Origin of the sequence: Pseudomonas sp. GM48, assembly GCF_000282335.1 — a bacterium.
Lineage (GTDB): Bacteria > Pseudomonadota > Gammaproteobacteria > Pseudomonadales > Pseudomonadaceae > Aquipseudomonas.
Window position 1 is genome coordinate 1 of sequence record NZ_AKJM01000129.1, and the last position, 25,827, is coordinate 25,827.

22 protein-coding genes are annotated in these 25,827 nt (G+C 60.4%); 16 read left to right on the forward strand and 6 right to left on the reverse strand.

Going from position 1 to position 25,827, the window contains the following annotated elements; all coding sequences use genetic code 11:
• Positions 1–92: 92 nt before the first annotated feature.
• The 14 genes from PMI28_RS05030 (at position 93) to ureC (ending at position 13,489) form a co-directional block, all read left to right on the forward strand.
• Complete coding sequence (locus PMI28_RS05030) at positions 93–881, forward strand: ABC transporter ATP-binding protein (protein WP_007990835.1); 789 nt, start codon at positions 93–95, stop codon at positions 879–881.
• The gene (locus PMI28_RS05025) at positions 878–1,837 is read left to right on the forward strand and encodes an ABC transporter substrate-binding protein (protein ID WP_007990837.1); all 960 of its coding nucleotides are present in this window, start codon (positions 878–880) and stop codon (positions 1,835–1,837) included. Before PMI28_RS05030 ends, PMI28_RS05025 begins: the two co-directional genes overlap by 4 nt.
• Positions 1,834–2,844, forward strand: coding sequence for a FecCD family ABC transporter permease (locus PMI28_RS05020; RefSeq protein ID WP_007990839.1), 1,011 nt, complete (start codon positions 1,834–1,836; stop codon positions 2,842–2,844). Before PMI28_RS05025 ends, PMI28_RS05020 begins: the two co-directional genes overlap by 4 nt.
• A 327-nt stretch (positions 2,845–3,171) precedes the next feature.
• Positions 3,172–4,437: an urea ABC transporter substrate-binding protein gene (gene urtA / locus PMI28_RS05015; protein WP_007979634.1), complete on the forward strand. Its 1,266-nt coding sequence runs from the start codon at positions 3,172–3,174 to the stop codon at positions 4,435–4,437.
• Positions 4,438–4,624: 187 nt separating this feature from the next.
• Positions 4,625–6,127, forward strand: coding sequence for an urea ABC transporter permease subunit UrtB (gene urtB / locus PMI28_RS05010; RefSeq protein WP_007990840.1), 1,503 nt, complete (start codon positions 4,625–4,627; stop codon positions 6,125–6,127).
• Positions 6,127–7,206, forward strand: coding sequence for an urea ABC transporter permease subunit UrtC (gene urtC, locus PMI28_RS05005; protein WP_007990843.1), 1,080 nt, complete (start codon positions 6,127–6,129; stop codon positions 7,204–7,206). Before urtB ends, urtC begins: the two co-directional genes overlap by 1 nt.
• Positions 7,203–8,072, forward strand: a complete 870-nt coding sequence (urtD, locus tag PMI28_RS05000) for an urea ABC transporter ATP-binding protein UrtD (RefSeq protein ID WP_007990845.1) — start codon at positions 7,203–7,205, stop codon at positions 8,070–8,072. Before urtC ends, urtD begins: the two co-directional genes overlap by 4 nt.
• 133 nt (positions 8,073–8,205) lie before the next feature.
• Positions 8,206–8,904 carry an urea ABC transporter ATP-binding subunit UrtE gene (gene urtE / locus PMI28_RS04995; protein WP_007990848.1) on the forward strand — a complete coding sequence of 233 codons (699 nt, stop codon included), beginning with the start codon at positions 8,206–8,208 and terminating at the stop codon, positions 8,902–8,904.
• 42 nt (positions 8,905–8,946) lie between these two features.
• Positions 8,947–9,783, forward strand: coding sequence for an urease accessory protein UreD (locus PMI28_RS04990; RefSeq protein ID WP_007990850.1), 837 nt, complete (start codon positions 8,947–8,949; stop codon positions 9,781–9,783).
• Between the two features lie 155 nt (positions 9,784–9,938).
• Positions 9,939–10,241, forward strand: a complete 303-nt coding sequence (ureA, locus tag PMI28_RS04985) for an urease subunit gamma (RefSeq protein ID WP_007907366.1) — start codon at positions 9,939–9,941, stop codon at positions 10,239–10,241.
• An 8-nt stretch (positions 10,242–10,249) separates the two neighbouring features.
• On the forward strand, positions 10,250–10,783 hold the full coding sequence (locus PMI28_RS04980) for a GNAT family N-acetyltransferase (RefSeq protein ID WP_007990852.1): 534 nt from the start codon (positions 10,250–10,252) through the stop codon (positions 10,781–10,783).
• A gap of 6 nt (positions 10,784–10,789) precedes the next feature.
• Positions 10,790–11,323: a GNAT family N-acetyltransferase gene (locus PMI28_RS04975; protein WP_007990854.1), complete on the forward strand. Its 534-nt coding sequence runs from the start codon at positions 10,790–10,792 to the stop codon at positions 11,321–11,323.
• Positions 11,323–11,628, forward strand: a complete 306-nt coding sequence (locus PMI28_RS04970; protein WP_007990856.1) for an urease subunit beta — start codon at positions 11,323–11,325, stop codon at positions 11,626–11,628. Before PMI28_RS04975 ends, PMI28_RS04970 begins: the two co-directional genes overlap by 1 nt.
• A gap of 160 nt (positions 11,629–11,788) precedes the next feature.
• Positions 11,789–13,489 carry an urease subunit alpha gene (ureC, locus tag PMI28_RS04965; RefSeq protein ID WP_007990858.1) on the forward strand — a complete coding sequence of 567 codons (1,701 nt, stop codon included), beginning with the start codon at positions 11,789–11,791 and terminating at the stop codon, positions 13,487–13,489.
• A 65-nt stretch (positions 13,490–13,554) separates the two neighbouring features.
• On the opposite strand, the gene PMI28_RS04960 is transcribed toward ureC, so the two are convergent.
• Positions 13,555–18,798, reverse strand: a complete 5,244-nt coding sequence (locus PMI28_RS04960; protein ID WP_007990860.1) for an NEL-type E3 ubiquitin ligase domain-containing protein — start codon at positions 18,796–18,798, stop codon at positions 13,555–13,557.
• Positions 18,799–19,066: 268 nt separating this feature from the next.
• Between PMI28_RS04960 and PMI28_RS04955 the strand changes: the two genes are divergently transcribed.
• Positions 19,067–20,194 carry a sensor histidine kinase gene (locus PMI28_RS04955; protein ID WP_007990861.1) on the forward strand — a complete coding sequence of 376 codons (1,128 nt, stop codon included), beginning with the start codon at positions 19,067–19,069 and terminating at the stop codon, positions 20,192–20,194.
• Positions 20,195–20,374: 180 nt separating this feature from the next.
• Here PMI28_RS04955 and PMI28_RS04950 read toward each other — a convergent pair whose 3' ends face one another.
• Both PMI28_RS04950 and PMI28_RS04945 read right to left on the reverse strand, forming a co-directional pair.
• Complete coding sequence (locus PMI28_RS04950; protein ID WP_007990862.1) at positions 20,375–20,680, reverse strand: chaperone modulator CbpM; 306 nt, start codon at positions 20,678–20,680, stop codon at positions 20,375–20,377.
• A 27-nt stretch (positions 20,681–20,707) separates the two neighbouring features.
• Positions 20,708–21,655 (reverse strand): DnaJ C-terminal domain-containing protein, encoded by a 948-nt coding sequence (locus tag PMI28_RS04945; RefSeq protein ID WP_007990863.1) that lies wholly within the window; start codon positions 21,653–21,655, stop codon positions 20,708–20,710.
• Positions 21,656–21,951: 296 nt separating this feature from the next.
• Here PMI28_RS04945 and PMI28_RS04940 point away from each other — a divergent pair, with 296 nt between their 5' ends.
• Positions 21,952–23,226: an Hsp70 family protein gene (locus tag PMI28_RS04940; RefSeq protein WP_007990864.1), complete on the forward strand. Its 1,275-nt coding sequence runs from the start codon at positions 21,952–21,954 to the stop codon at positions 23,224–23,226.
• Between the two features lie 143 nt (positions 23,227–23,369).
• On the opposite strand, the gene PMI28_RS04935 is transcribed toward PMI28_RS04940, so the two are convergent.
• From PMI28_RS04935 to PMI28_RS04925, 3 genes are all read right to left on the reverse strand, one after another.
• Positions 23,370–24,383: an AI-2E family transporter gene (locus PMI28_RS04935; protein WP_007990865.1), complete on the reverse strand. Its 1,014-nt coding sequence runs from the start codon at positions 24,381–24,383 to the stop codon at positions 23,370–23,372.
• A gap of 273 nt (positions 24,384–24,656) precedes the next feature.
• Positions 24,657–24,965, reverse strand: a complete 309-nt coding sequence (locus PMI28_RS04930) for a PsiF family protein (RefSeq protein WP_007990866.1) — start codon at positions 24,963–24,965, stop codon at positions 24,657–24,659.
• Between the two features lie 64 nt (positions 24,966–25,029).
• The gene (locus PMI28_RS04925) at positions 25,030–25,824 is read right to left on the reverse strand and encodes an AraC family transcriptional regulator (RefSeq protein WP_033063568.1); all 795 of its coding nucleotides are present in this window, start codon (positions 25,822–25,824) and stop codon (positions 25,030–25,032) included.
• Positions 25,825–25,827: the final 3 nt, after the last annotated feature.

The window sequence follows — 25,827 nt, forward strand, 5'->3', positions numbered from 1 at the left end:
CGAGCAATCCCGCTCCCACAGGATTCACGCAATTTCTGTGGGAGCGGGCTTGCTCGCGAAGAGGCCATCAGCACCACCCCAAGAGCCACTGCATGACCTCGCTGAATCTGACAAACCTCACCTGGTCCCCCCTGGGTCACGGCCATTGCCACCACCAATTCCAGCTGCGTGATGCCTGTGTGCATGTGGCCGCCGGTGAGTTCGTCGGGCTGATCGGCCCCAACGGCAGCGGCAAGACCAGCCTGTTGCGCTGTGCCTGGCGCTTCAGCAAACCGGAAAGCGGCGAGGTCAGGCTTGATCACCACAATGTCTGGAAGCAGTCCTCACGCTGGTGTGCGCAACGCATCGCCGTGGTGTTGCAGGAGTTTCCCGATGCCTTCGGCCTGACCGTCGACGAAGTCGTCGCCATGGGCCGCACGCCGCACAAAGGCTTGTTCGATGGCGACACGCTTGAAGACGCAAATCTCATCAATCAGGCCCTGGAATCCGTCGGCCTCAAGGGCTTCGAGGACCACGGTTTCGCCACCCTCTCCGGTGGTGAAAAACAGCGGGTCATCCTCGCTCGCGCCCTGGCCCAGCAGCCACAGTTGCTGATCCTCGACGAACCGACCAACCACCTCGACCCGCGCTATCAGCTGGAGCTTTTGAAGTTGGTCAAGCGCCTGGACATCGGCACCCTGGCGAGCATCCATGACCTCAATCTGGCGGCGGCTTTTTGTGATCGGCTGTACGTGATCAACCACGGCCGCATCGTCGCCAGCGGCACGCCGAAAGAAGTCCTGACGGCTGCGCTGCTGCGCAATGTGTTCGGCGTCGAAGCCCTGATCGATGAACATCCCTTGCACGGCTACCCACGAATCACCTGGATAACCCAACCATGAATTTGCGTTCCCTGCTGCACTGCAGCCTCTACCTCACGATGCTGTCGGCCAGCGCCGAGGCGTTGGCCGAAGCCACCCGTTACCCGCTGACGATCCGCAGTTGCGACCGTGAAGTGACCTTCAGGCAGGCACCGCAACACGCCCTCAGCCACGACATCAACATGACCCAGATGATGCTCGCCCTCGGCCTCAAGCCACGAATGGCCGGCTATAGCGGCGTCAGTGGCTGGAAGGCCGTGACACCCGATATGCAGTCGCTGCTCGACGGTCTGCCGGAGCTGGCAGCCAAGTACCCGTCGGTGGAAACCCTGCTCAATGCCAACGTCGATTTTTTCTTCGCCGGATGGGATTACGGCATGCGCGTCGGCGGCGACCTCACGCCGCAAACCCTGCAACCGCTGGGCATCAATGTGTATGAGCTGAGCGAGTCCTGCGCCTTCGTGATGAAGCGCCCGCCGGCCAGCCTCGAAGACACCTACAACGACCTGCGCAACCTCGGCAGGATCTTCGACGTGCAGGATCGCGCCAGCGCGTTGATCGGCGAAATGCAGGCGCAGGTAGCCGCCATTCGCAAGGATCTGCCGGCGGATAAACCACGGGTGTTTCTTTATGACAGCGGCGAAGACCGGGCCATGACGTCCGGCCGGCTGGGCATGCCGCAAGCGCTGATCGATGCCGCTGGCGGGCGCAATATCCTGGAGGATGTCGACGCGAGCTGGACCCGGGTCAACTGGGAGAACGTGGTCGAGCGCAATCCGCAGGTGATCGTGATCGTCGACTACAGCGAAATCACCGCCAAACAGAAGATTCAATTCCTGCTGGGCAACAAAGCCCTGCAATCGGTGGACGCGATCAGGAACCGGCGTTTCATCGTCATCCCATACGTGCAGGCCACGCCGGGGATCGACAATGTGCTGGCGGTCGCAACCCTGGCCAAGGGTTTCCACGGCGAATGATCAACCGTCGCTATGCCCTGTTGCTGATTGCCCTCGGTGCACTGTTGCTGGTGTCGTGCGTGGTGTCCCTGGGTTTCGGCCCGGCGCGGGTGCCGCTGGATGTGGTGTGGCGCATCCTGTTGCACAAACTATTCGGCTTCGGTGTACCGGACTGGAACCCTGGGCAGGAACATATCGTCTGGCTGATCCGCGTTCCACGTATGCTGCTCGGCGCGTTGGTGGGCGCCGGGCTGGCGTTGATCGGTGCAGTGCTGCAAGCGGTGACGCGCAACCCGTTGGCTGATCCGCATTTGCTCGGCGTCACGTCCGGCGCGACGTTGGGTGCCGTGATCGTGGTGCTGCATGTGGGAGAAATCGTTGGCCTGCTGACCTTGCCGATCGCGGCATTTATCGGTGCATTGCTGAGCATGCTGGTGGTGCTGATGATCGCCAACCGCAACGGTCGACTCGACAGTGACCGCTTGCTGCTGTGTGGCGTGGCGGTGTCGTTCGTGATGATGGCGATTGCCAATTTGCTGCTGTTTCTCGGCGACCATCGAGCCAGTTCGGCGGTGATGTTCTGGATGCTCGGCGGACTTGGGCTGGCACGCTGGGAACTGCTGGCGGTGCCGACAACCAGTGTGTTGCTCGGGCTGATTCTGCTGCTGGGCATGGCGCGACCGCTGAATGCGCTGATGGCCGGTGAACAGACTGCGGTGACCCTGGGCCTGAATGCGCGCACCGTGCGCCTGCGGGTGTTTTTGATTGCGTCATTGATGACCGGGGTGCTGGTGTCGATCAGCGGCTCGATCGGTTTTGTCGGGCTGATGGTGCCGCATATTGCGCGACGTCTGGTCGGTGCCGAGCATCGCCGGTTGCTGCCGGTGTGCGTGTTGCTCGGCAGCGTTTTTCTGGTGTGGGTGGACGTCGCTGCCCGGACAATGATCGCTCCGGAAGACCTTCCCATCGGCGTCGCCACCGCCGCAATTGGCGGCTTGTTCTTTATCGGCTTGATGCGCCGCCGTTGATCCACACAGATCAAAACGGTGGGAGTGGGCTTGCTCGCGAAAGCGGTAGGTCAGACAACTTAAATGGTGCCTGACACGCCCTCTTCGCGAGCAAGCCCGCTCCCACGTTTGATTTGTGCTGCTCATAACATTCGCGCCCCAATGTGACGCACCTCGGCGCACCAGACCTCTGACCATGTCCTCTCATGGTGCGTCATCAAACAGTACAACCACTCTAAAACGACATTTCCCTGCCTTTTGCCGACCGGGCACAGCCCTTGCAAAACACACCTTCAGTAGTCCGCATCTGCCAACCAAGAAAACTCATAAGTTCATGGAGATCGCACAATGAAGCGTCGCAGTTTGATCAAGGCTTTCACTCTCTCGGCATCCATTGCCGCAATGGGCATGACCTGGACCGTCCAGGCCGCCGAGACCATCAAGGTTGGTATTCTGCATTCGTTGTCCGGGACCATGGCGATCTCCGAAACGTCATTGAAAGACATGGCGCTGATGACCATCGACGAGATCAACGCCAAGGGCGGCGTGAATGGCAAGATGCTGGAACCGGTGGTGGTCGACCCGGCATCGAACTGGCCACTGTTCGCCGAGAAGGGCCGCCAATTGCTGACCCAGGACAAGGTCGCCGTGGTGTTCGGCTGCTGGACTTCGGTGTCGCGCAAATCGGTATTGCCGGTGTTCGAAGAGCTCAATGGCCTGCTGTTCTACCCGGTGCAGTACGAAGGCGAAGAAATGTCGCCGAACGTGTTCTACACCGGCGCCGCGCCGAACCAGCAGGCGATCCCTGCCGTTGAATACCTGATGAGCGAAGAAGGCGGCAGCGCCAAACGCTACTTCCTGCTCGGCACCGACTACGTCTACCCGCGCACCACCAACAAGATCCTGCGTTCGTTCCTGCACTCCAAAGGCGTGGCCGACAAGGACATCGAAGAGGTCTACACCCCGTTCGGTCACAGCGACTACCAGACCATCGTCGCCAACATCAAAAAATTCTCGGCGGGCGGCAAGACCGCAGTCATCTCCACCGTCAACGGCGACTCCAACGTGCCGTTCTATAAAGAGCTGGCCAACCAGGGTCTGAAAGCCACCGACGTTCCGGTCGTGGCGTTCTCGGTGGGCGAAGAAGAACTGCGCGGCATCGACACCAAGCCACTGGTGGGCAACCTGGCGGCGTGGAACTACTTCGAATCGGTCGAGAACCCGGTGAACAAGAAGTTCGTCGATGACTGGAAAGCCTACGCCAAAAAACACAACCTGCCGGGCGCCGACAAAGCGGTGACCAACGACCCGATGGAAGCCACCTACGTCGGCATCCACATGTGGGCGCAAGCGGCGGAAAAAGCCAAGTCCACCGACGTCGACAAAGTCCGCGAAGCCCTGGCCGGCCAGACCTTTGCCGCGCCGTCCGGCTACACGCTGACCATGGACAAGACCAATCACCACCTGCACAAGCCAGTGATGATTGGCGAGATCCAGTCTGACGGGCAGTTCAACGTGGTGTGGCAGACCGAAGGGCCGATCCGCGCCCAGCCGTGGAGCCCGTTCATTCAGGGCAACGACAAGAAGCCGGAGTATGCGGTGAAGAGCAACTAAGCCATTGGGCCTGACGATTGTTCAGGCCCAACACAACTCCTGTGGGAGCGGTTTTTGTGGCGAGGGAGCTTGCTCCCGCTGGACTGCGGAGCAGTCCTTTTTTTGGGGCCGCTTCGCGTCCCAGCGGGAGCAAGCTCCCTCGCCACAAAAGCCAGCCTTCACATTTAGTCCGCGCAAGGCCAAGCATATGCCCACTGCCCTCTACCGCTTCTTCCTCGCCATCGCCCTCTTGTTGCCGATGGCCACCCACGCCGGTGACGCCGAAGACTTCGTCGCCGCCAATCCCGTGCAGCAGGCCAAACTGCTGGAAACCTGGGCCGCGCAGCCCGATCCGGTGCGCCTCGAACTGATCAACGCCCTGCAACAAGGCGAGTTGACCATCGACGGCCAACCGAAAACCCTGCGCCTGAACAATCGCCTGCGGGGGTTGATCGACACCGCCCTGGCCAGCCATCAATTGCTCGCTGCCGACGCCAAAACCCGTCTGGCCGCCGCGCAGCAATTGCAGAAAAGCGCCAAGCCGGCGCAATTGAAGCTCCTCGACCAGCAACTGGCTGGCGAGAAAGACGAGAGTGTTCACGCCGCCCTCAGCCTGGCCCTGGCCAATCTGCAATTGGTGGACGCTGACCCGGCTGTGCGCCTCGCTGCGGTGCGCTTGCTCGGCGAAACCGGCGACCCGCTGGCCCGCACCCGCCTCGAAAGCCTGCTGGAGCCGGGCGTCGAAACCGATGCGAATGTGCGTACCGCCGCTGAAACCAGCCTCGCTCAAGTCAAACGCAAACTGCTGGTCGGCGAGATGCTCGGCCAGGCCTTCAGCGGCATGTCGCTGGGCTCGATACTGCTGCTCGCCGCCCTCGGCCTGGCAATCACCTTCGGCCTGCTCGGCGTGATCAATATGGCCCACGGCGAGATGCTGATGCTCGGCGCCTACTCGACCTATGTAGTGCAACTGATGTTCCAGCGCTTCGCGCCGCAGGCCATCGAGTTCTATCCATTGATCGCATTGCCGGTGGCGTTTTTCGTCACCGCGGCCATCGGTATGGCGCTGGAGCGCACGGTGATTCGCCACCTCTACGGCCGTCCGCTGGAAACCCTGCTCGCCACCTGGGGTATCAGCCTGATGCTGATTCAACTGGTTCGGTTGCTGTTCGGCGCGCAGAACGTCGAAGTGGCCAACCCGGCGTGGCTGTCGGGCGGGATTCAGGTGCTGCCCAATCTTGTGCTGCCCTACAACCGCATCGTCATCATTGCCTTTGCACTGTTTGTGGTGGTGCTGACCTGGCTGCTGCTGAACAAGACGCGCCTGGGCCTGAACGTGCGAGCGGTCACCCAGAACCGCAACATGGCCGCCTGCTGCGGCGTGCCCACCGGGCGCGTGGACATGCTCGCCTTCGGCCTCGGCTCGGGCATCGCCGGCCTCGGTGGCGTGGCCCTGAGCCAGATCGGCAACGTCGGCCCGGACCTCGGCCAGAGCTACATCATCGATTCGTTCCTGGTGGTGGTGCTTGGTGGTGTCGGCCAGTTGGCCGGTAGTGTCTTGGCCGCATTCGGCTTAGGGATAGCCAACAAGATTCTCGAACCGCAGATCGGTGCCGTGCTCGGCAAGATCCTCATCCTCGCGCTGATCATTCTGTTCATCCAGAAACGTCCGCAAGGCCTCTTCGCACTCAAAGGACGGGTGATCGACTGATGAACCAGCCCCTGATGCTCAAGGCCACACAAAAGGCCGGCCCGAAAGTCACGATTGCCGTCGGTGCGGTGATCCTCGCTCTGTTGCTGGCGTTGCCACTGCTGTCGCTGTTGCCGGCGGACAGCACGCTGCACGTCTCCGCCTACACGCTGACCCTGGTGGGCAAAATCCTCTGTTACGCCATTGTCGCCCTGGCGCTGGATCTGGTCTGGGGTTATGCCGGCCTGCTGTCCCTCGGCCACGGTTTGTTCTTCGCCCTCGGTGGTTACGCCATGGGCATGTACCTGATGCGCCAGGCCTCGGGGGATGGCCTGCCGGCGTTCATGACCTTCCTGTCGTGGACCGAAATGCCGTGGTTCTGGACCGGCACCAGCAGCTTCCTCTGGACCCTGTGCCTGGTGGTATTGGCACCGGGGCTGCTGGCGTTGGTGTTCGGCTTCTTCGCCTTCCGTTCGCGGATCAAGGGCGTGTATTTCTCGATCATGACCCAGGCCCTGACCTTCGCCGGGATGCTGCTGTTTTTCCGCAATGAAACCGGATTCGGCGGCAACAATGGCTTTACCAACTTCCGCACGATTCTCGGCTTCGGCATCACCGAACCGGGCACACGCGCGGTGCTGTTTTTCGCCACGGTACTGTTGCTGGTGGCTAGCTTGTACATCGGCTGGCGCCTGGCGCAGAGCAAGTTTGGTCGGGTACTGACCGCCCTGCGTGATGCGGAGAACCGCTTGATGTTCTGCGGCTACGATCCACGCGGGTTCAAGCTATTCGTTTGGGTGTTGAGTGCGGTGTTGTGCGGTCTGGCCGGCGCGTTGTACGTGCCGCAAGTCGGCATCATCAACCCGAGTGAAATGTCGCCGACCAACTCGATCGAAGCAGCCGTATGGGTCGCCCTTGGCGGGCGCGGCACGCTGATCGGCCCGTTGCTCGGCGCCGGCGTGGTCAACGGCATGAAGAGCTGGTTCACCGTGGCCTTCCCCGAGTACTGGCTGTTTTTCCTCGGCGCACTGTTCATCGTCGTGACCCTGTACTTGCCCAAAGGCGTGATCGGTCTGCTGAAGAAAAGAGGTGAATCATGAGAATCACGGCAACCGCTGAATTCATGCTCGAACCGGCGTTTTTCCCAGTAGAACCCAACAAGGACGCCGGCAGCAGTCGTGACGCCATCGGTCTCGGCCAGCGCGCCGGTAAAGGCTTGAACACGCGCCACGGCACCATCCTGACCCTGGAAGACATCAGCGTCAGCTTCGACGGCTTCCGTGCGCTGAACACTCTGAACCTGTACATCGGCGTTGGTGAGTTGCGCTGCATCATCGGCCCCAACGGCGCGGGCAAGACCACGCTGATGGACGTGATCACCGGCAAGACCCGCCCCAGCCACGGCAAGGCCTGGTTCGGCGAAACCCTGGACCTGACGCAGATGAGCGAAGTGCAGATCGCCCAGGCCGGTATCGGTCGCAAGTTCCAGAAGCCGACGGTGTTCGAAGCCTTGAGCGTGTTCGAGAACCTGGAACTGGCGCAGAAAACCGACAAGTCGGTGTGGGCCAGCCTGCGAGCGCGCTTGAACGGTGAACAACAAGACCGCATCGCAGAAGTGCTGGAGACCATTCGCCTGACCAGCTCGGTCAATCGCCCGGCCGGCCTGCTGTCCCACGGCCAGAAGCAGTTCCTGGAGATCGGCATGCTGCTGATGCAGGACCCGCAATTGCTGCTGCTCGATGAACCGGTGGCGGGCATGACCGACGCCGAAACCGAATTCACCGCCGAGCTGTTCAAAAGCCTGGCCGGCAAGCATTCGCTGATGGTGGTGGAACACGACATGGGGTTCGTCGGCTCGATTGCCGACCACGTCACCGTGTTGCATCAGGGCAGCGTGCTGGCGGAAGGGTCGCTGGAACAGGTACAGGACAACGAGCGGGTGATCGAGGTGTATCTCGGTCGATAGGCATGTGAATGCCATCCAAATGTGGGAGCGGGCCTGCTCGCGAAAGCGGTGTGTCAGTCGATGCAAATGTTGAATGTCAGTCCGCATTCGCGAGCAAGCCCGCTCCCACAGGGGATTTGAGGAGAGTCTGGAAATGCTGCAAGTCGACAAACTGCACCAGTACTACGGCGGAAGCCACATCCTGCGTGGCCTGACGTTTGACGTGAAGGTCGGCGAGGTCACCTGCCTGCTCGGGCGTAACGGCGTGGGCAAGACCACCCTGCTCAAATGCCTGATGGGCCTGCTGCCGGCCAGGGAAGGCGCGGTGAACTGGGAAGGCAAACCCATCACTTCGCTCAAGCCGCACCAGCGCGTGCATGCCGGCATTGCCTACGTCCCCCAGGGCCGGGAGATCTTCGGCCGTCTCACCGTGGAAGAAAACCTGTTGATGGGTTTGTCGCGCTTTCCCGGCAGCGAAGCCAAGGAAGTCCCGGCGTTTATCTACGAGCTGTTCCCGGTGCTGTTGCAAATGAAGCAACGGCGCGGCGGCGACCTGTCCGGTGGCCAGCAACAACAACTGGCCATCGGCCGGGCGCTGGCCAGTCGCCCGCGCCTGCTGATCCTCGACGAGCCCACCGAAGGCATCCAGCCGTCGGTGATCAAGGAGATCGGTGCGGTGGTCAAAAAACTCGCGGCCCGGGGCGACATGGCGATTTTGCTGGTGGAGCAGTTCTACGATTTCGCCGCCGAACTGGCCGATCAATACCTGGTGATGTCCCGGGGCCAGATCGTGCAACAGGGCCGTGGTGAAAATATGGAAGCCGAAGGTGTGCGCGGCCTGGTTACCATCTAAGGTTCAATCTAATCTGTAGCATCCTAACGATAATTAGAAACCATGAATCTACCTGCCTCCCTTTTGTTCACGCCCAGTTGGCATGCCGAGCTCGAACTGGGTTACGCCCGGTTCGGCGAAACCTCGCGCCCGGTTCTGCGCCGGCACAAAGGTCCGTTGCGGGTACAAAAACACCTGTATGCCGAAGGCCCGGAAGTCTGCCAGCACATCATCGTCCACCCGCCCGGCGGGATTGCCGGCGGCGATCGGCTGGACATCGCAGTCAGCGTCGAGCGCGATTCCTGGGCACAGATCACCAGCCCCGGTGCGGCCAAGTGGTATCGCGCCGCCGGCCCCGCTTATCAGCAGCTGAAGTTGACGGTGGCGGCCGGCGCGACACTGGAATGGTTGCCCCAGGAGACGATCATTTTCAGCGCTGCCCAGGCTGAACTCAGCACCACTATTGACCTTGAAGGCGATGCGCGGCTGTTCTACTGGGATGTCGTGGCCCTGGGCCGCCCGGCCAGTGGCGAGCGCTTCGACCTTGGACACTTCCAGGCGAAACTGGATATCCGCCGCGACGGCCAGTTGCTCTGGCATGAACGCCAGCGCATTGTCGGGGCGGACGGCTTGCTGGATTCACCGATTGGCCTGGATGGGCAACCGGTGTTTGCGACGTTGCTGGTAACGGGTCAGATCGATAGCGAATTGCTGGAGCGTTGCCGCTCGCTGCCCCACGACGTGCGCGGGGATCTGACCCAACTGCCTGGGTTACTGGTGGCGCGGTGTCTGGCCAGTGAAGCGTTGTTGGCGCGAGGTTGGCTGATTGATTTGTGGAGGTTGTTGCGCCCGGCGTTGCTCGGTCGCGAAGCTGTACCACCCAGAATATGGAACACCTGAAATGCGATCGAATGTGGGAGCGGGCTTGCTCGCGAATGCGGTGGGCCAGTCAGCATTGATGGTGAATGACACTCCGCATTCGCGAGCAAGCCCGCTCCCACAGGGTTTGCATTCACAGATCCGAACTTTTTAATCTGCCCGGATGGATGTCTACGATGGACCTGACCCCACGCGAAAAAGACAAGCTGCTGATCTTCACCGCCGGCCTGGTGGCCGAGCGGCGTTTGGCTCGCGGTGTGAAACTCAATTACCCGGAGGCCATGGCCTACATCTCCGCCGCCCTGCTTGAAGGCGCACGCGACGGGCAGACCGTGGCCGAGCTGATGCACTTCGGTACCACCCTGCTGAGCCGCGAACAAGTGATGGAAGGCATCCCGGAAATGATCCCGGAAATCCAGGTCGAGGCCACCTTCCCCGACGGCACCAAACTGGTCACCGTCCACCAACCCATCGCCTGAGGCGCACCATGACTTACCACATTCGCGATGCCGTATCTGCCGATCTGCCGGCCATCCGCGACATCTACAACGACGCGGTGCTCAACACCACGGCAATCTGGAACGAGCAAGCGGTCGACCTCGAAAACCGCCAGGCCTGGTTCAGCGCCCGGCAATCCCAGCGATATCCGATTCTGGTGATTGTCGATGCCGACAACTCGGTGCTCGGTTATGCCTCATTCGGCGACTGGCGACCGTTCGACGGTTTCCGTCACACCGTCGAGCACTCGGTCTACGTGCGCAGCGACCAGCGCGGCAATGGCCTCGGCCCGAAACTGATGGTAGCGCTGATCGAACGCGCCAAAGACGGCGGCAAGCACGTGATGGTCGCCGCCATCGAAAGTGGCAACGCTGCGTCCATTCGTTTGCACGAGCGCATCGGCTTCGTGACCACCGGGCAAATGCCCCAGGTCGGCACCAAGTTCGGTCGCTGGCTGGACCTGACCTTCATGCAACTGACCCTCAATCCTGGCGCGCAACCGCCGAGCGCCAGCAAGGAGTGATACCCGATGAACCCCGCCCAACTGCGACGCGTCAACGTTGAAAGCTTTGCGCACTATCGTCAGGGATTGATTGACCTGCTGCTCGATGCCGTCGGCTATGGCGCCAGTGTCGGCTTCATGGCCGACCTCGATGCCACCCAGGCCCGCGCGTATTTTGATGAAGTTCAGGAGAACCTGAACAAGGGCAATGTGTTGCTGTGGGTGGTGGTCAAGGACGAACAGGTGCTGGCCAGCGTGCAACTGACGCTGTGCCAGAAAGCCAACGGGCTGAACCGTGCCGAGGTGCAAAAACTGCTGGTGCGCGAACAGGCGCGACGTCGCGGTCTCGGCCAACAATTGATGACTGCGCTTGAGCAGGCCGCCCTGCAGCACAAACGCGGCATGCTTTACCTCGACACCGAAGCGGGCTCGCCGGCGGAAGATTTCTACAAGGCGCTGGGTTACACCCGCGCCGGCGAAATTCCCGACTACGCCTGCGACCCGAGCGGCCGCTACAAGCCGACCGCCCTCTACTACAAGATTCTCCAGGGAGCCCATTGATGATTCCCGGTGAATACCAGATCCAGCCCGGCGAGATTGAACTCAACGTCGGCCGGCGCACCGTCAGCCTGAAGGTGGCCAACAGCGGCGACCGGCCGATCCAGGTTGGCTCGCATTACCACTTTTTCGAAACCAACGACGCGCTCACGTTCGACCGCGCCGCCAGTCGCGGCATGCGCCTGAACATCCCCGCCGGCACCGCCGTGCGCTTCGAACCTGGGCAGAGCCGCGAGGTCGAGTTGGTGGATCTGGCCGGGCATCGTCGGGTGTTCGGCTTTGCCGGGCGGATCATGGGTGAGCTCTGATTAATGCGATGTCTGCACCGGCCCCTTCGCGAGCAAGCCCGCTCCCACAGTTGCCCGCATTCCAACTGGAGGAACCCGGTCGAATGTGGGAGCGGGCTTGCTCGCGAATCTGTGAGCGAAGCGAACAGTCTCAAACCCAATTGAATCTCAAGGCGAACACATGAAGATTTCCCGTCAAGCCTACGCCGACATGTTCGGCCCCACCGTCGGTGACAAGGTGCGCCTGGCCGATACCGAACTGTGGATCGAAGTGGAACAGGACTTCACCACCTACGGCGAAGAAGTGAAATTCGGTGGCGGCAAGGTCATCCGTGACGGACAGGGCCAGAGCCAATTGCTCGCCGCCGAAGTGGTCGACACCCTGATCACCAACGCACTTATCATCGACCACTGGGGCATCGTCAAGGCCGACGTCGGCCTCAAGGACGGGCGCATCGCCGCGATCGGCAAGGCCGGCAACCCGGACATCCAACCCAACGTCACCATCGCCATCGGCGCCAGCACCGAAGTCATCGCCGGCGAAGGCATGATCCTCACCGCAGGCGGCATCGACACCCACATCCACTTCATCTGCCCGCAGCAGATCGAAGAAGCGCTGATGAGCGGCGTGACCACCATGATCGGCGGCGGTACCGGCCCGGCGACCGGCACCAACGCCACCACCTGCACCTCCGGGCCGTGGCACCTGGCGCGCATGCTCCAGGCCGCCGACGCATTCCCGATGAATATCGGCCTCACCGGCAAGGGCAACGCCAGCTTGCCGGAGCCATTGATCGAGCAGGTCAAGGCCGGTGCCATCGGCCTCAAGCTCCACGAAGACTGGGGCACCACCCCGGCGAGCATCGACAACTGCCTGAGCGTCGCCGACCAGTTCGACGTGCAGGTGGCGATCCACACCGACACCCTCAACGAGTCCGGCTTCGTCGAAACCACCCTCGCCGCCTTCAAGGGCCGCACCATCCACACCTACCACACCGAAGGTGCCGGCGGCGGTCATGCGCCGGACATCATCAAGGCCTGCGGTTTGGCCAACGTACTGCCGAGTTCGACCAACCCGACCCGGCCGTTCACCCGCAACACCATCGACGAACACCTCGACATGCTGATGGTCTGCCACCACCTGGACCCGAGCATTGCCGAAGACGTGGCCTTCGCCGAAAGCCGCATCCGCCGCGAGACGATTGCCGCCGAAGACATCCTCCACGACCTCGGCGCGTTCTCGATGATCAGCTCCGACAGCCAGGCCATGGGCCGGGTCGGCGAAGTCATCACGCGCACCTGGCAGACCGCCGACAAGATGAAAAAACAGCGCGGCCCCTTGCCCGGTGATGGCGAAGGCAACGATAACTTCCGCGCCAAACGCTACATCGCCAAGTACACCATCAACCCGGCGATCACCCATGGCATCAGTCACGAAGTGGGTTCGGTGGAAGTCGGCAAATGGGCCGACCTGGTGCTATGGCGACCGGCGTTTTTTGGCGTGAAACCGACGCTGATTCTCAAGGGCGGCGCCATCGCGGCCAGCCTGATGGGCGACGCCAACGCCTCGATCCCGACCCCGCAACCGGTGCATTACCGCCCGATGTTCGCAAGCTACGGCGGCTCGTTGCATGCCACCAGCCTGACCTTCATCAGCCAGGCTGCGCAGGAGGCAGGGCTTGCCGAAGCCCTGGGTTTGAAGAAGAAAATCGCCGTGGTCAAAGGTTGCCGCGAGGTGCAGAAAACCGACCTGATCCACAACGACTACCTGCCGAATATCGATGTTGATCCGCAGACCTATCAGGTCAAGGCCGACGGTGTGTTGCTGTGGTGCGAACCGGCGGATGTATTGCCGATGGCCCAGCGTTACTTCCTGTTCTGAGTTGCCGGCAGGCCAAAAGAAAGGCCTCGAACACCCAGTGTCGAGGCCTTTTGTTGTGGCCTTGCTTACTGCCTGAAGGGCCTCTCAAGCCTTGGTAGCCTTACCCGCTCCATCGCTTGTCGGGTAAGCGCTTGCACCCGTTGCTTGAACCGCTGATCGATATCACTCAACGCCTGGACGTACTCGTCGTCACTCATGAGTCGACCGTTGGCATAGTCGTCTTCGCTCTTGCCCAACTTACGACAGAGCGCTTCGATCTCGGCCTCCAGATCGGCCCTTGCCTGCGGCGCCAGCGCAGCCTCTTCGAGACGACGCTGCAAGGCATCCTGCAGCTCGATGGTGGCATCCATTTCCCGTTTCAGCCCGTGCAACTCTTCGGTGTGTGCAGACTCCAGCCAGGTCATCCAGACAGGTTGGTCAAGGAGCCGATCCACCAGTAAATCGCCCTCCTCCAGCGCCACGATCCGTTCGAACGCTGCGTCGATCATCTGCCGGCTCACCCCGGCGATCTTGCGAAACTGCATGCCTCGGGCCTGCCAGGGCAGGTCCAGGCGCTCGGCCAGATCGGTCATGTAAGCCAAATGAACTTCCACCTCGTCAATCGTACCCGTGACATTTCCAAGCTCATCGACCCGCCGGAATCGCTCACCCTCTGACAACCGAGCGGCGACTCGCTGGCGGGCGATGGCACCGAGTTCATCGAGGCGGGACTTGCCCACCGCCAGCTCCAGCAGCTGCGCTTCGATCAGGTCCACAGGCCCCAGGGCGTAAGCCTCATGGATCAATACCTGCACTCCCATGGCGTTGAACAGTTGTGTCCCGCCGTCCACGCATTCGGTGGGTGCAGCGGCTTCGTTGAACAACCTGACCCGCAGCTCACTGTCCTCGGCCATGGCTTCAAGCATCCGCCAGACCTTGGCGGTCAAGTCCGTACGATAGTCACCCCCGGCGGTAAAGTCGGCAGACTGAGTAAGCTTGCGGATCTCATTGAAGAACGCCAGCGAATCGAATTCGTCTTCGACCTTGAACCAGATGTCTTGCCTTGCGAGCCACTGCGATTCCGTCAGCCCCTGTATCCACTCCACACTGTCGAGCGTTCCCCGAGGTGGATAAGGGCGTTCGGGGTCCATGCCGACGGACTCGATGTATAACCTGAGGGTGTCCAGACTCTGCGGCGACAGCCAACGCGGTTCTCGACTGATCACGGTGCGCGCCAACAACTCGGCGCGAAATGAACCGGGAGCGACATCCGGTATCCGGGTGATCGGGTTGTTGCGCAGATCCAGATAAATATTGTGTGGCCGCGGCTGGGCAAACAACCCCACCGGCCAGCTGTCCAGGCCCGTTTCACTCAACTGAAGCGTCTGCAGGCCCGGCATCTGACTGACATCAGGGGCGAGTTTCAACGGATTTCCACTCAAGTCCAAAGATCGCAGACGGGTCATTTTTTTCAGGCGATCGACCGCCAGTACGTCCAGTTCGATACGGTTATCAGGGAGGTACAGATCGGTGAGATGGCGCATTTCACTAAGCACCGACGGAAAGGTAGTCAGCCGGTTGCCATGCAGGTTTATTTGCCTGACCCGGCGGAAAGGCGCCAGGAAAGACTCATGGCCGGAATCAAGTTCGCCATTGGCGAGGCTCAGCACGGTCACATGGTCAAAGTTGGCCTCCAGCTTTGGCAGGGTCGCCAGGTGTCGCCCCATCATCGGTACATCGTTGAGCAGCAGTGCCTGGGGCAGTACCACACCCGGGGCCTCGGCCCCGGCTGGTCCCGTTCGGCGCCAGCATTGTTTGATTGCTTTATAGAGCTGGTTTCGCGACTGCCACTGCGCCGTCCCCTGCGCACTGAGTCGAAAGGCATCGGTGGGTGAGTTCAGCCAGCGCTGCAACGCCCGGTTCAACTGGTTGAACTCCGCCTCCAATGCTCCGAGACCCGCATGCACCGAGCCACCGTCATGAGTGAACCCCGTCAGCAGCGCTTCGACTTGCGCTTGTGTGAATCCCGGGTACAGCGAGCGGGCCCGGCGACGCAGCCCCAAGCCGTGTGGTACTTGCTGCGCATAACCTTGCATGCCACCACGAAGACGCATGACAGCCGGGTCGTACGAGGGCTTGAGAACAGGATTGTCCAAAAGCACGGGAGCAAAACGGTCGCGTGCCAACGGATGCGCCTTGATCAGGTTTTCCAGCCGTTCAGCCTCATGGATATCAAAGCCCAGGGCCGTGCGCTGGGCATCGGGTAACGCGTGCAGTACCGCGGCATACAGAGTGTCTTCACCGTGCAGGTGTTGATCGAGTTCGTCCCGTGTCTCGAATTGACCATCGTCCCCGATAATCAGCACCTTACGAATCGGTGCATCCGCCGGACCGATACTGTCGCTCAACCGGCCCTGGGAACCGAACTCTCGAATTTCCAGCAGTAGATCTTTCGGCCAGCCTGGTAGCGACTCCAGCGAATGAAGGATCAGCCGGGTCGTATCGGCGTTGTAGAGTTTTTCGAGGTAAAGCCCCTCATAGGCGCGAGCCAGGCGCTCCTGCTGCTGCCCTTGCCGCACCCATTGCGCCAGGTTCAGAGAAGCACGCTGCTTCTCGCTCAAATGCTGCAAATCCGCAGGTTTTGCATGGCGCAGCACCTCCTCGGCCATGCTGGTGGACAGATCCGGATAAACACTCTTGAGCTGCTGCACTCGTGGGTCAGTCGAATATTCCCGCCGGGAATAAAGGCTGTCGAACAATTTTTTTCTGAATTTCCCTGCCTGTCTGCCAAACAATTCCCGCACGGCCTGAATGCGTGCCTGGCGATCCCCGCCCAGCCAACCACCGAGAACCTCATGCAACTCGTGCTCATCAAGGAACGCGACCACACGTTCCGGTAACTGCCCGGCGACAAGTTCTGCCCGAGTCATCTGCAACGTATGCTCTGGCCGTGCGCTGCCAAAACCCTCCTTGATCGAGGGGCCCGACAGATCCGGACCGTTGAACACTTCGATGGCCTTGCCTTCGGGCCAACCCCGCCATTCAGTCATGAAACGCGGCACAAAATCGGCCCATTCGGCATCGATCCGGTTACCTAAAACCCGCTCCGCACAGGCTTCGGCGTCAGCGTGGGCAGTGAAGCGTTTGATCGTGTCGATCAACGACGCGGGCAGCGTTTCGTGCTCTACGTGGAGTCTGCGCAATACGTCTTCGTGCACACCACTGACGACGGATACTTGCTCCAGAGTGTCCTCGGAGAAATTATCCACCGAAGCTCCCAGGCGTCGGAGCAACCGGCGCTTGTCCCACTCCAGTGGCTGATCGAGTTCAGTCTTCCAGCTGCCGCTACCGTTATGCTCCAGCGGCGGCTGATACGCGTCAGGGCGGGTCGGGTGCTGGAGACGGTATTGTCCGGTGTCTGGGTCCTGCATCACGCCATAGTAAGTGTCATCGAGTCGAAGCAGTTCCTGATCCTGATGCCGGAAAAAACCCAGTTCGCTGACCGGTGCGTCCTCGGGCAAGGTGATGGGCCGTTCATAGGGCCGCAGGTCCGGGTTCCACAACCGTTCCTGACCGTTGAACTCCACTGGCTTGAGCCCTTCGACAAAGGGCGAGACGCTGACCGGAACGGGCGTCGCGGTGGGCAAGACATGCCCGGCCCCCATGAGCGCCAACTGCGCAAAATTGATCAATACTCCGTTTATGTACCTCGAGGCCTGTTCTCTATCGCCTTTACTCCAGTCTTCGACACCCTCGCCCAATTCCGCGAGCATTTGCGCAACCATAATGGCCAGCATGGCCTCACCCAACCCCGGTATCAGCATCGCGGTGAAGTTGAAGATGTTCCAGCCGATCGACAGGTAGCTGGTCAAGCGCTTGAAGCGGGCTGTCGCATCCTCATCGTCGGTGGGCACGGCAATGAGCCGGGCATCGGCCATGATTTTATGGCGGCGCTCGATAAACAGGACTTGCCACAGATTATCGGTAATGAGATTGGTGATGGGTTCAGCGTTGGGGTTCTCGATTGCAGTCTCACGCCACCACGGCCCCATATCCAGAGGCTCGCGTTGTTGCAAGGTGAACGTTGTGAGGCGTTCTTTGACCCGAGCCAGAAAAAGCCCCTTGTCCTGCTGTGCCAGAAAGCGGCTGAAGAAGGCTTGATAGTCGGTACCGCGCAATTGCCCGATCAGCTCGGTCATGAACGCGGTCAGCGACGGGTATTCCTTTAACGGATGTTCAGGATCTTCCGGAACATAAGCGATCAATGGGCCAGACAAACGACTTTGTTGATAAATATCGTCCCTGCGCAGCCCCTCCTCGATCACACCCTGCGGGCCATTGGCAAAGAACGCTTGCAACAGTTTGTATTGCTCGTGCTTCTGTCCAGGCAAGTAAGGGACATGGTGAGACAAGTCAATCCAGAACTTCAACGTCGCGGGGGTTAATGCTTCAATGGTTTGTTTGATTGTCGACGGTTCGCCGACAGCACTGAACAGTACAATGCCGGTCAACTTGAAGCCCATCAGCGTTAAACGGTGGCAGTGCAAGGGCTGGTCGTAGAGCTTGATGTCGCCACGATCTTCACGTATTCCCCCTAGGCTATTGTAGGCCTGATCGCTGATATCGCCCTTTAATCGGGCTATCAGTGCCGCGACATGAAAAGCTGCTTTGTCGCTGGCAATTGAATCTTGCTGCAAGGCACGCTGCGCCTGCTCCGAGGGCGGAAACAGGATGGATTTAAGGTGTTGCTGATAGTGCTCGCCGATGTTCAGGCTTCGGCATAAAGAGGCAAATTTTGGCAGGGATATTTCCGGAATGTGCACAAGGCCTCGACGTGGCTCCTTGCGGTAAATACCCGAACCATTACGCCAAGCACCCTCAACGGTTTCAGACGCCTCGAAGTTATGCAATGCCGCTTCGAGCAACGTGGACTGACGGATGCGCGTGGCACCTGTATCTATAACAAGGGCAATCTTGCTTGGCACTTCAAGTTGTACGGTCAGTTCGTTGGCTTTTGCCCTGGTATTGAAGTTTGACCGCAACAGCGATTCGACCCGGGGTTCGGCAAAGACTTTGATGTCCTGCTGCAAGTTACCCAGCGTTTTGTCCAGCACGCCTTGCCAATGCCAGCGTTCTTCAATTAATTGCTTGAGGCGTTGGCGATCGACTGGTCGCGCCCTGTTGTACCAGTCGGGCACCACCGGATTTAACCCTTGAAGTGAATTCAATCGGGACACCGAGGCATTTTTGATGGCTTCAGGTATCGCTCCGAGTACACGAGCGTAATGAACGCCGTTGTTATCAGGCTGTAACGATTCAGACGTGCTCATTGAGTTGCTTCCCTGCAAATCAGACATGTGTTTATCACTGCCAATAAGAAGCAAACAGCTTATTCGTCATGGCCTAAAACAAAAGACCAAATAACTGTTCGACGAACGGGCTGAAAGTGCCGGACCGTTCGAGAATCAAGGTGCCGACGATATATAAATACCTCCCTACAATCAGCCATCTGTGCGTCAGCATGAGCGGTCGTGTTTTTTCCGTCAAAAAGACTACTATTCGAATCGCTGCCCATCGATTCCAGCTCAGGAACTCGCCATGCGCCTATCCGACTTCATCGTGTTACACGTTGATCGCATCGTCGATGAATGGGAGCAGTTCGCCAAAACCATCACCCCCGCCGCAGAAACCATGGATCGCGCCGCGCTGCGCGACCACGCAAAATCGATCCTGCTAGCCGCCGCGCGCGACATGACCAAGCCGCAAACCGCCAGTGAACAAGCCGCCAAGGCACGCGGCGAAGGACCGGAAAAAACCCCGAGCCTGGACCAGGCCGGCGCCAGCCATGGCGAATTGCGCCATACCGTGGGTTTTGATCTGGTGCAGATGACCAGCGAATTTCGTCATTTGCGCGCCTGTGTGATTCGCCTGTGGGTCGACAGCCTGCAATCGCCTGACCTGGTCTACTTCCAGGACATGATTCGTTTCAACGAGGCCATCGACGAAGCCCTTGCCGAATCCACCGCCACCTACGCCGAACAGGTCAACCGCTCGCGGGACATTTTTCTGGCAATCCTCGGCCATGACCTGCGCGCCCCCTTGCAGGCGGTGAGCATGTCCACCGAAATACTGCTACGCAAAACCGCGCTGGAAGGTGATGCGCTCAGGTGCGCGATCAATATCCAGCGCAGCACCGGGCACCTGGCAGTGATGGTCGGGGATTTACTGGAACTGGTGCGCAGCCGCCTGGGCAAACACCTGCCGGTCGAGGCGACGCCCATGGACCTGGCCGAAGCGGCGCGGGAAGCGATTGCCCGGGCCTGTGCCGGTCAACCGGAATGCGATCCAAACTTTGATGTACAGGGTGACACCTGCGGCATCTGGGACCCGCGCAGGCTCGATCAGATGCTGCAAAACCTGATCGGCAACGCCTTGCAGCACGGCTCAAGCAAACGTGAAGTGACGTTGACCCTCAAGGGCGAGGCCGACAGCGTTCGACTGACCGTGCACAACGACGGCACCCCGATTCCCGTCGACGCGATCCCGACGATTTTCGACCCGCTGGTGCGCAGCGCCAGCGAAGAACTCGGCGAGCCCTCTACCAGCCTCGGACTGGGGCTGTTTATCGTCAAGGAAGTGGTCGACGCCCATCAGGGAACGATTGAAGTCAGCTCCAATGAGAGCGATGGCACGACGTTTACCGTGGTGTTGCCGAGGAAAGTCTAGACGCTTGCTGAGGGGCGGCTTTTGTGGCGAGGGAGCTTGCTCCCGCTCGAGCGCGAAGCGGTCGCAAGCCCTGCAATTGCGCTGAACCTGTTGAAATGTGCTGACTCGATATTTTTGGGGCTGCTGCGCAGCCCAGCGGGAGCAAGCTCCCTCGCCACAGGGTGGGTGTCACTCTTTGAGTTACTCCACCAACAACCGCCCCAATCGCTGCTTGAGCATGCGGTTCTCGGCCCGCAGTTGCTGGACTTCTTCGAGCAGGTCCAGCGCCAGGGCGACGCCTTCCCATTCCAGGTCAAGGTCGCGCCGCAGCTTGGCCGCGCGCTTGGCCAGGGTCAGCTCGTAGTCGTTGAAAACCCAGTCCTTGGGCTGAGCACCCTGAGGTTCAAGGATGCCGTGTTCGACGATTTCGATCACGTAGGCGTCCGACAGCTCGGTCGCCTCACAGAATTCTGCCATGTCCAGTTGAACGATCAGGGGACTGCTCATTGTCAGTGACTCCTTGGTTCTAAGGGATCAAAAATGCTCTCGCGGGTTGAACGCGGCTTTTTTCGCCAGCTCCTGCCACAGGGCCTTGATGTCATCGTCGGATTTTTTCGGCATCACGGCCTTCAATTGCACGAACAGGTAACCGCGCTCACCGGCCTTATTCATCAGGCCGTGGCCCTTGGCGCGCATGCGCTGCCCATTCTGGCTGCCGGCCGGCACCTTGAGGTTGATCTTGCCGGTCAGGGTCGGCACGGCGACTTCGGCGCCCAGCGCCAGCTCCCACGGTGCCAGTGGCAAGGTGATGATCAGGTTCTCGCCTTCGACGTCGAATTTCGGGTGCGGTGCAAAACGGATCGTCAGGTATAGGTCGCCATTGGCCCCGCCACCCACACCCGGAGCGCCCTGCCCCTTGAGGCGAATACGCTCGCCGTCGGCCACGCCGGCGGGGATCTTCACGTTCAGGCTTTTACTGGTGTTGCTCACATGCTGGCCGGCCGCGTTGTACTGCGGCACCTGGAAGGTGACCTTCTTCGATTCGGTCGACAGTGTTTCTTCGAGAAAAACCCCAAGTTCCATTTCCACGTCTTGCCCTCGACGTCCGGTGCTGCGACGCGACTGTCCTCCACCACCAAACCCAGGCCCACGGTTGCCGAAGATCGAACTGAAAAAGTCCGAAAAATCGCCCGTGTCCTGACCGCCGCCACCGAAACCGCCACGGCTTTGCCAGCCTGGTGGTCCCTGGAACGGCTGGCCGTGCTGGCCATAGCGGCGCAAGTCATCGTATTCAGCGCGTTTGTCGGCGCTTTTCAATGCCTCATAAGCTTCCGAGGCGTCCTTGAACTTCGCCTCTGCATCCTTTTCCTTGCTGACATCGGGGTGGTATTTGCGCGCCAGCTTGCGATAGGCGGCCTTGATCGCCTTATCGTCTGCGGTCGGCTCCACACCGAGAATCTTGTAATAGTCTTTGAAGTCCATCGCGGGAATCACCATCCGTTATCAAATCGCGCCACGGGCCACAGCATGCGCTTGTTTGCAGCCATTGGTCTGACCGATCTCAAGTTTGTGACCGGGCGGCGCGGCAGAAGTTTATCGGCAGCAGGCGGGGCTTCTTGCGAGCTCTCCCTCGGCTGTCCGGTTGATGCAGGGTAGTTTGGGGGTGATGCTTCGTCTTTCAAGGATCGTCAGGCGAGATTTAGCAGATAACCGGCCTTCGAATCTGTCGCGCACTGGCATACACTGCGCGGCCGTTTTTTAACCGGAACCTGAAAGACATGAACAACGCATCTCCAGCCCGTGCCGTGGGTATCGACTTTGGCACGTCCAACTCCACCGTCGGCTGGCTGCGCCCCGGCATGGAAACGCTGATCGCGCTGGAGGACGACAAGATCACCCTGCCGTCGGTGGTCTTCTTCAACATCGAAGAACGCCGCCCGGTTTACGGCCGACTGGCGCTGCACGAGTATCTGGAAGGTTATGAAGGCCGCCTGATGCGCTCGCTCAAGAGCCTGCTGGGTTCCAAGCTGATCAAGCACGACACCAGCGTCCTCGGCACGGCGATGCCGTTCAAGGACTTGCTCGGGCTGTTCATCGGCCAGCTCAAGAGCCGTGCCGAGGCCGCCGCCGGTCGGGAATTCGAAGAAGTGGTGCTGGGTCGCCCGGTGTTCTTTGTCGATGACGATCCGATGGCCGACAAGGAAGCCGAAGACACCCTGATCGACGTGGCCCGCAAGATCGGTTTCAAGGAAGTTTCGTTCCAGTTCGAACCGATTGCCGCGGCATTCGACTACGAGTCGACCATCGAGAAAGAAGAGCTGGTATTGATCGTCGACATCGGCGGTGGTACGTCCGACTTCTCCCTGGTACGCCTGTCGCCGGAGCGTCGCGCTGTGGATAACCGCCAGGACGACATCCTCGCCACCGGCGGCGTGCACATCGGCGGGACCGACTTCGACAAACAACTCTCGCTGGCCGGCCTGATGCCACTGTTCGGCTACGGCAGCCGGATGAAGAGCGGCGCCTACATGCCCACCAGCCACCACATGAACCTGGCGACCTGGCACACCATCAACTCGGTGTACTCGCAGAAATCGCAACTGGCCCTGGGCAGCATGCGCTACGACATCGAAGACACTGGCGGCATCGATCGCCTGTTCAAGCTGATCGAACAGCGCGCCGGGCACTGGCTGGCGATGGAAGTGGAAGAAACCAAGATCCAGCTGACCCACGCCGACAACCGCCACGTGCCACTGGACCGCATTGAAGCCGGCCTGAGCGTGGACTTGAGCCGTGCGCTGTTCGAGTCGGCCATCGACAACCTGCTGGAGCGGGTGCGCAACAGCGTCACCCAACTGCTGGCAAACGCCGATGTGCGGGTCGATCAGGTCGATACGGTGTTCTTCACCGGCGGTTCGAGCGGCATTCCGGCGTTGCGCAACAGCGTCTCGGCGATGCTGCCGAAGGCGCGGCATGTGGAAGGGAACATCTTTGGCAGTATCGGTAGCGGTCTGGCGATCGAGGCTGCAAAACGTTACGGCTCGATGGACTGATCCGAAACCCTGTGGCGAGGGAGCTTGCTCCCGCTGGGTCGCGAAGCGGCCCCCTTATCCCTAATAAGCGAGGGCCTGCTACGCAGTCCAGCGGGAGCAAGCTCCCTCGCCACAATTGAATCAACAGCGGGATCAGCAGCCGGTCAAACCATCCCCACCTGCTTCAACTCGCTCTTCAGATACGCGTAGTAAATCGGCCCCGCCACCACCCCCGGCAGGCCGAACGCGGCTTCGAACACCAGCATCGCCAGCAGCAACTCCCACGACTTGGCACTGATCTGCCCGCCGACGATGCGCGCGTTGAGGAAGTATTCGAGCTTGTGGATAAAAATCAGGTAACCCAGCGCCGCCACGGCAACCCAGATCGACAGCGACAGACCGACAATGGTGATCAGGGTGTTGGACATCAAATTACCGATCACCGGCAGCAGGCCGAGCAGGAACGTCAGCACGATCAGGGTTTTGGTCAGCGGCAGCTTGATGCCGAACATCGGCAGGATCACCGCCAGGAAAATCCCGGTGAAGAAGGTATTGAGCAGGGAAATCTTGATCTGGGCGAACACGATGTTGCGAAACGCCTGGACCAGCAGGTGCAGACGATCAAACAGCGCCGCCGCCAGCGGTTTGCGTTTGGTCAGGTCGGGCACGCGCTGCAATGCAATGATCGCGCCCAGCACCATGCCGATCAGCAAGGTCACGAACATGTGCGCCGCGTCCTTGCCCACCAGCTGCAACTCGCTGAGGTGCTTGCTGACCCATTCGCCAATCGCCACGCGAAATTCAGCGGCACTGGCCGGCAGATAGGCGTCGATGAACGGCGGCAGTTGCCCGCGCGCGCGGTCGACCACGCCCATGAACTTGTCGAGGGAAGCGCCGGGGTTTTCCGCCTCGTGCAGCAGGAAGCTGAAGGCACCGGCAAAGATCAGCGACAGCACGCTGACAATCAGAGTCCCCAGCAACGCCACCGCCAGCCAGCGCGCGCGCCGGCCTTCGATCAACCGTTGCAGTTGCGGGGTGAGCATGTTGACCAGTTCGAACACCAGCAACCCGGCGAGCAGGCTCGGCAGCAACCGCAGCGGCAGGACCAGCAGCAGCCCGCCAAAAATGATGACCCAGCTGATGACCAGCAAAATTTGACGCTGAGAAAACGTTGGCATACAGCCTCAAAAACGAACGGCGTAAAAAGGATTGGCAGTCTGCCAGCGATCCGGTGCGAGCACTAGGATTGTGTGGGGCGACCTTAGTGGGGTGGCCACTCGAGTGCGAGCCCCATCGCGGATCGTCGTACACATATCTGAAAATCACCATCAATCAAATGTGGGAGCGGGCTTGCTCGCGAAGGCGTCGTGTCAGTCAACTTCAATGCTGTTTGAGGCACCGCCTTCGCGAGCAAGCCCGCTCCCACACTCGACTGAGTTGATCCCTGTGAATTATTTTTTCTTCAGGCAATCACTCATGAACGCCTTGCGCTCATCACCCTTGAGGGCTTTGGTGGCGGCGTCGGCGTTGCAGGTTTTCATTTTCTCTTGCTGCGGCGTCAATGCTTTACCGGCATCGTTTGCCGCCGGAGTAGCCTTCAGGCACGTGCTCATGAATGCTTTGCGCTCGTCGCCCTTGAGGCTTTTTGCGGTGGCGTCGGCGTTGCAGGTGGTCATCTTTTCCTGTTGGGCAGTGGCAGCGAAGCCTTGGGAGCAGAGTAGCAAACCGATCATCAACAAAGGGGCACGCAACATCTTCATGGAGTTTTCTCCTGGTCGCCACACCGAGGGGCGCGGCCTCGTACTGGAGTGTAGACAACCCCTGTTACACCTTCCTGTTCTCCAGATGGCTGCGCCGATACTGCTCCGGTGTACACCCGGCCTGGCGCTGGAACATCGCGATAAACGCCGAACCGGTGCTGTAACCCATGTCGAAGGCGATCTCTTGAATGCTGCGCTGGCTATCCAGCGCTTCGATCGCGGCCAGAAAACGCAGGCGCTGGCGCCACTCACCGAAACTCATGCCCAGTTCCCGCACGAACTGCCGTGCCAGGGTGCGCTCGCTGACATGGATGCGTGCGGCCCATTCCGACAGGGGCCGGTTATCCCCCGGATCGGCCTGCAATGCTTCCAGAATCCCCAGCAATCCGGAGCTGCTGGCATAGGGCAGGTAGCACTCGTGCACCGGGGCCTGTTGCAGTTGATCCACCAATACCTGGGCCAGACGCTGGTCGGCGGCCTGCTCCGGGATCTTCACGTCCCGGGCGGCAAAGTCCTTGAGGATCGCCTTGAGAATGTCGCTGATGGCCAGGGTGCACGCTCGCGGCGGCAGATCGGCGCAGACCTTGGGTGCCAGGCACACCGCGCGGTAGTTGACCGGTTGGTGGCTGTAGAAACTGTGCTCGATCTGCGGCGGCACCCACACCGCGTATTGCGGTGGCGACATGAAACGGCTGCCCTCGACGTCCATGTGCAGCACGCCGTGGGCTGCGTACTCCAGCGTCCCCCAGGGATGTCGATGGGGTGCGGCGTATTCGTGGGCGTCGAAATCGGCGTAGCGGAAATACACCGCCGACGGCAGTTCGCTGAAATCCAGCAGGTCGATGTGTCTATTGCTCATGCT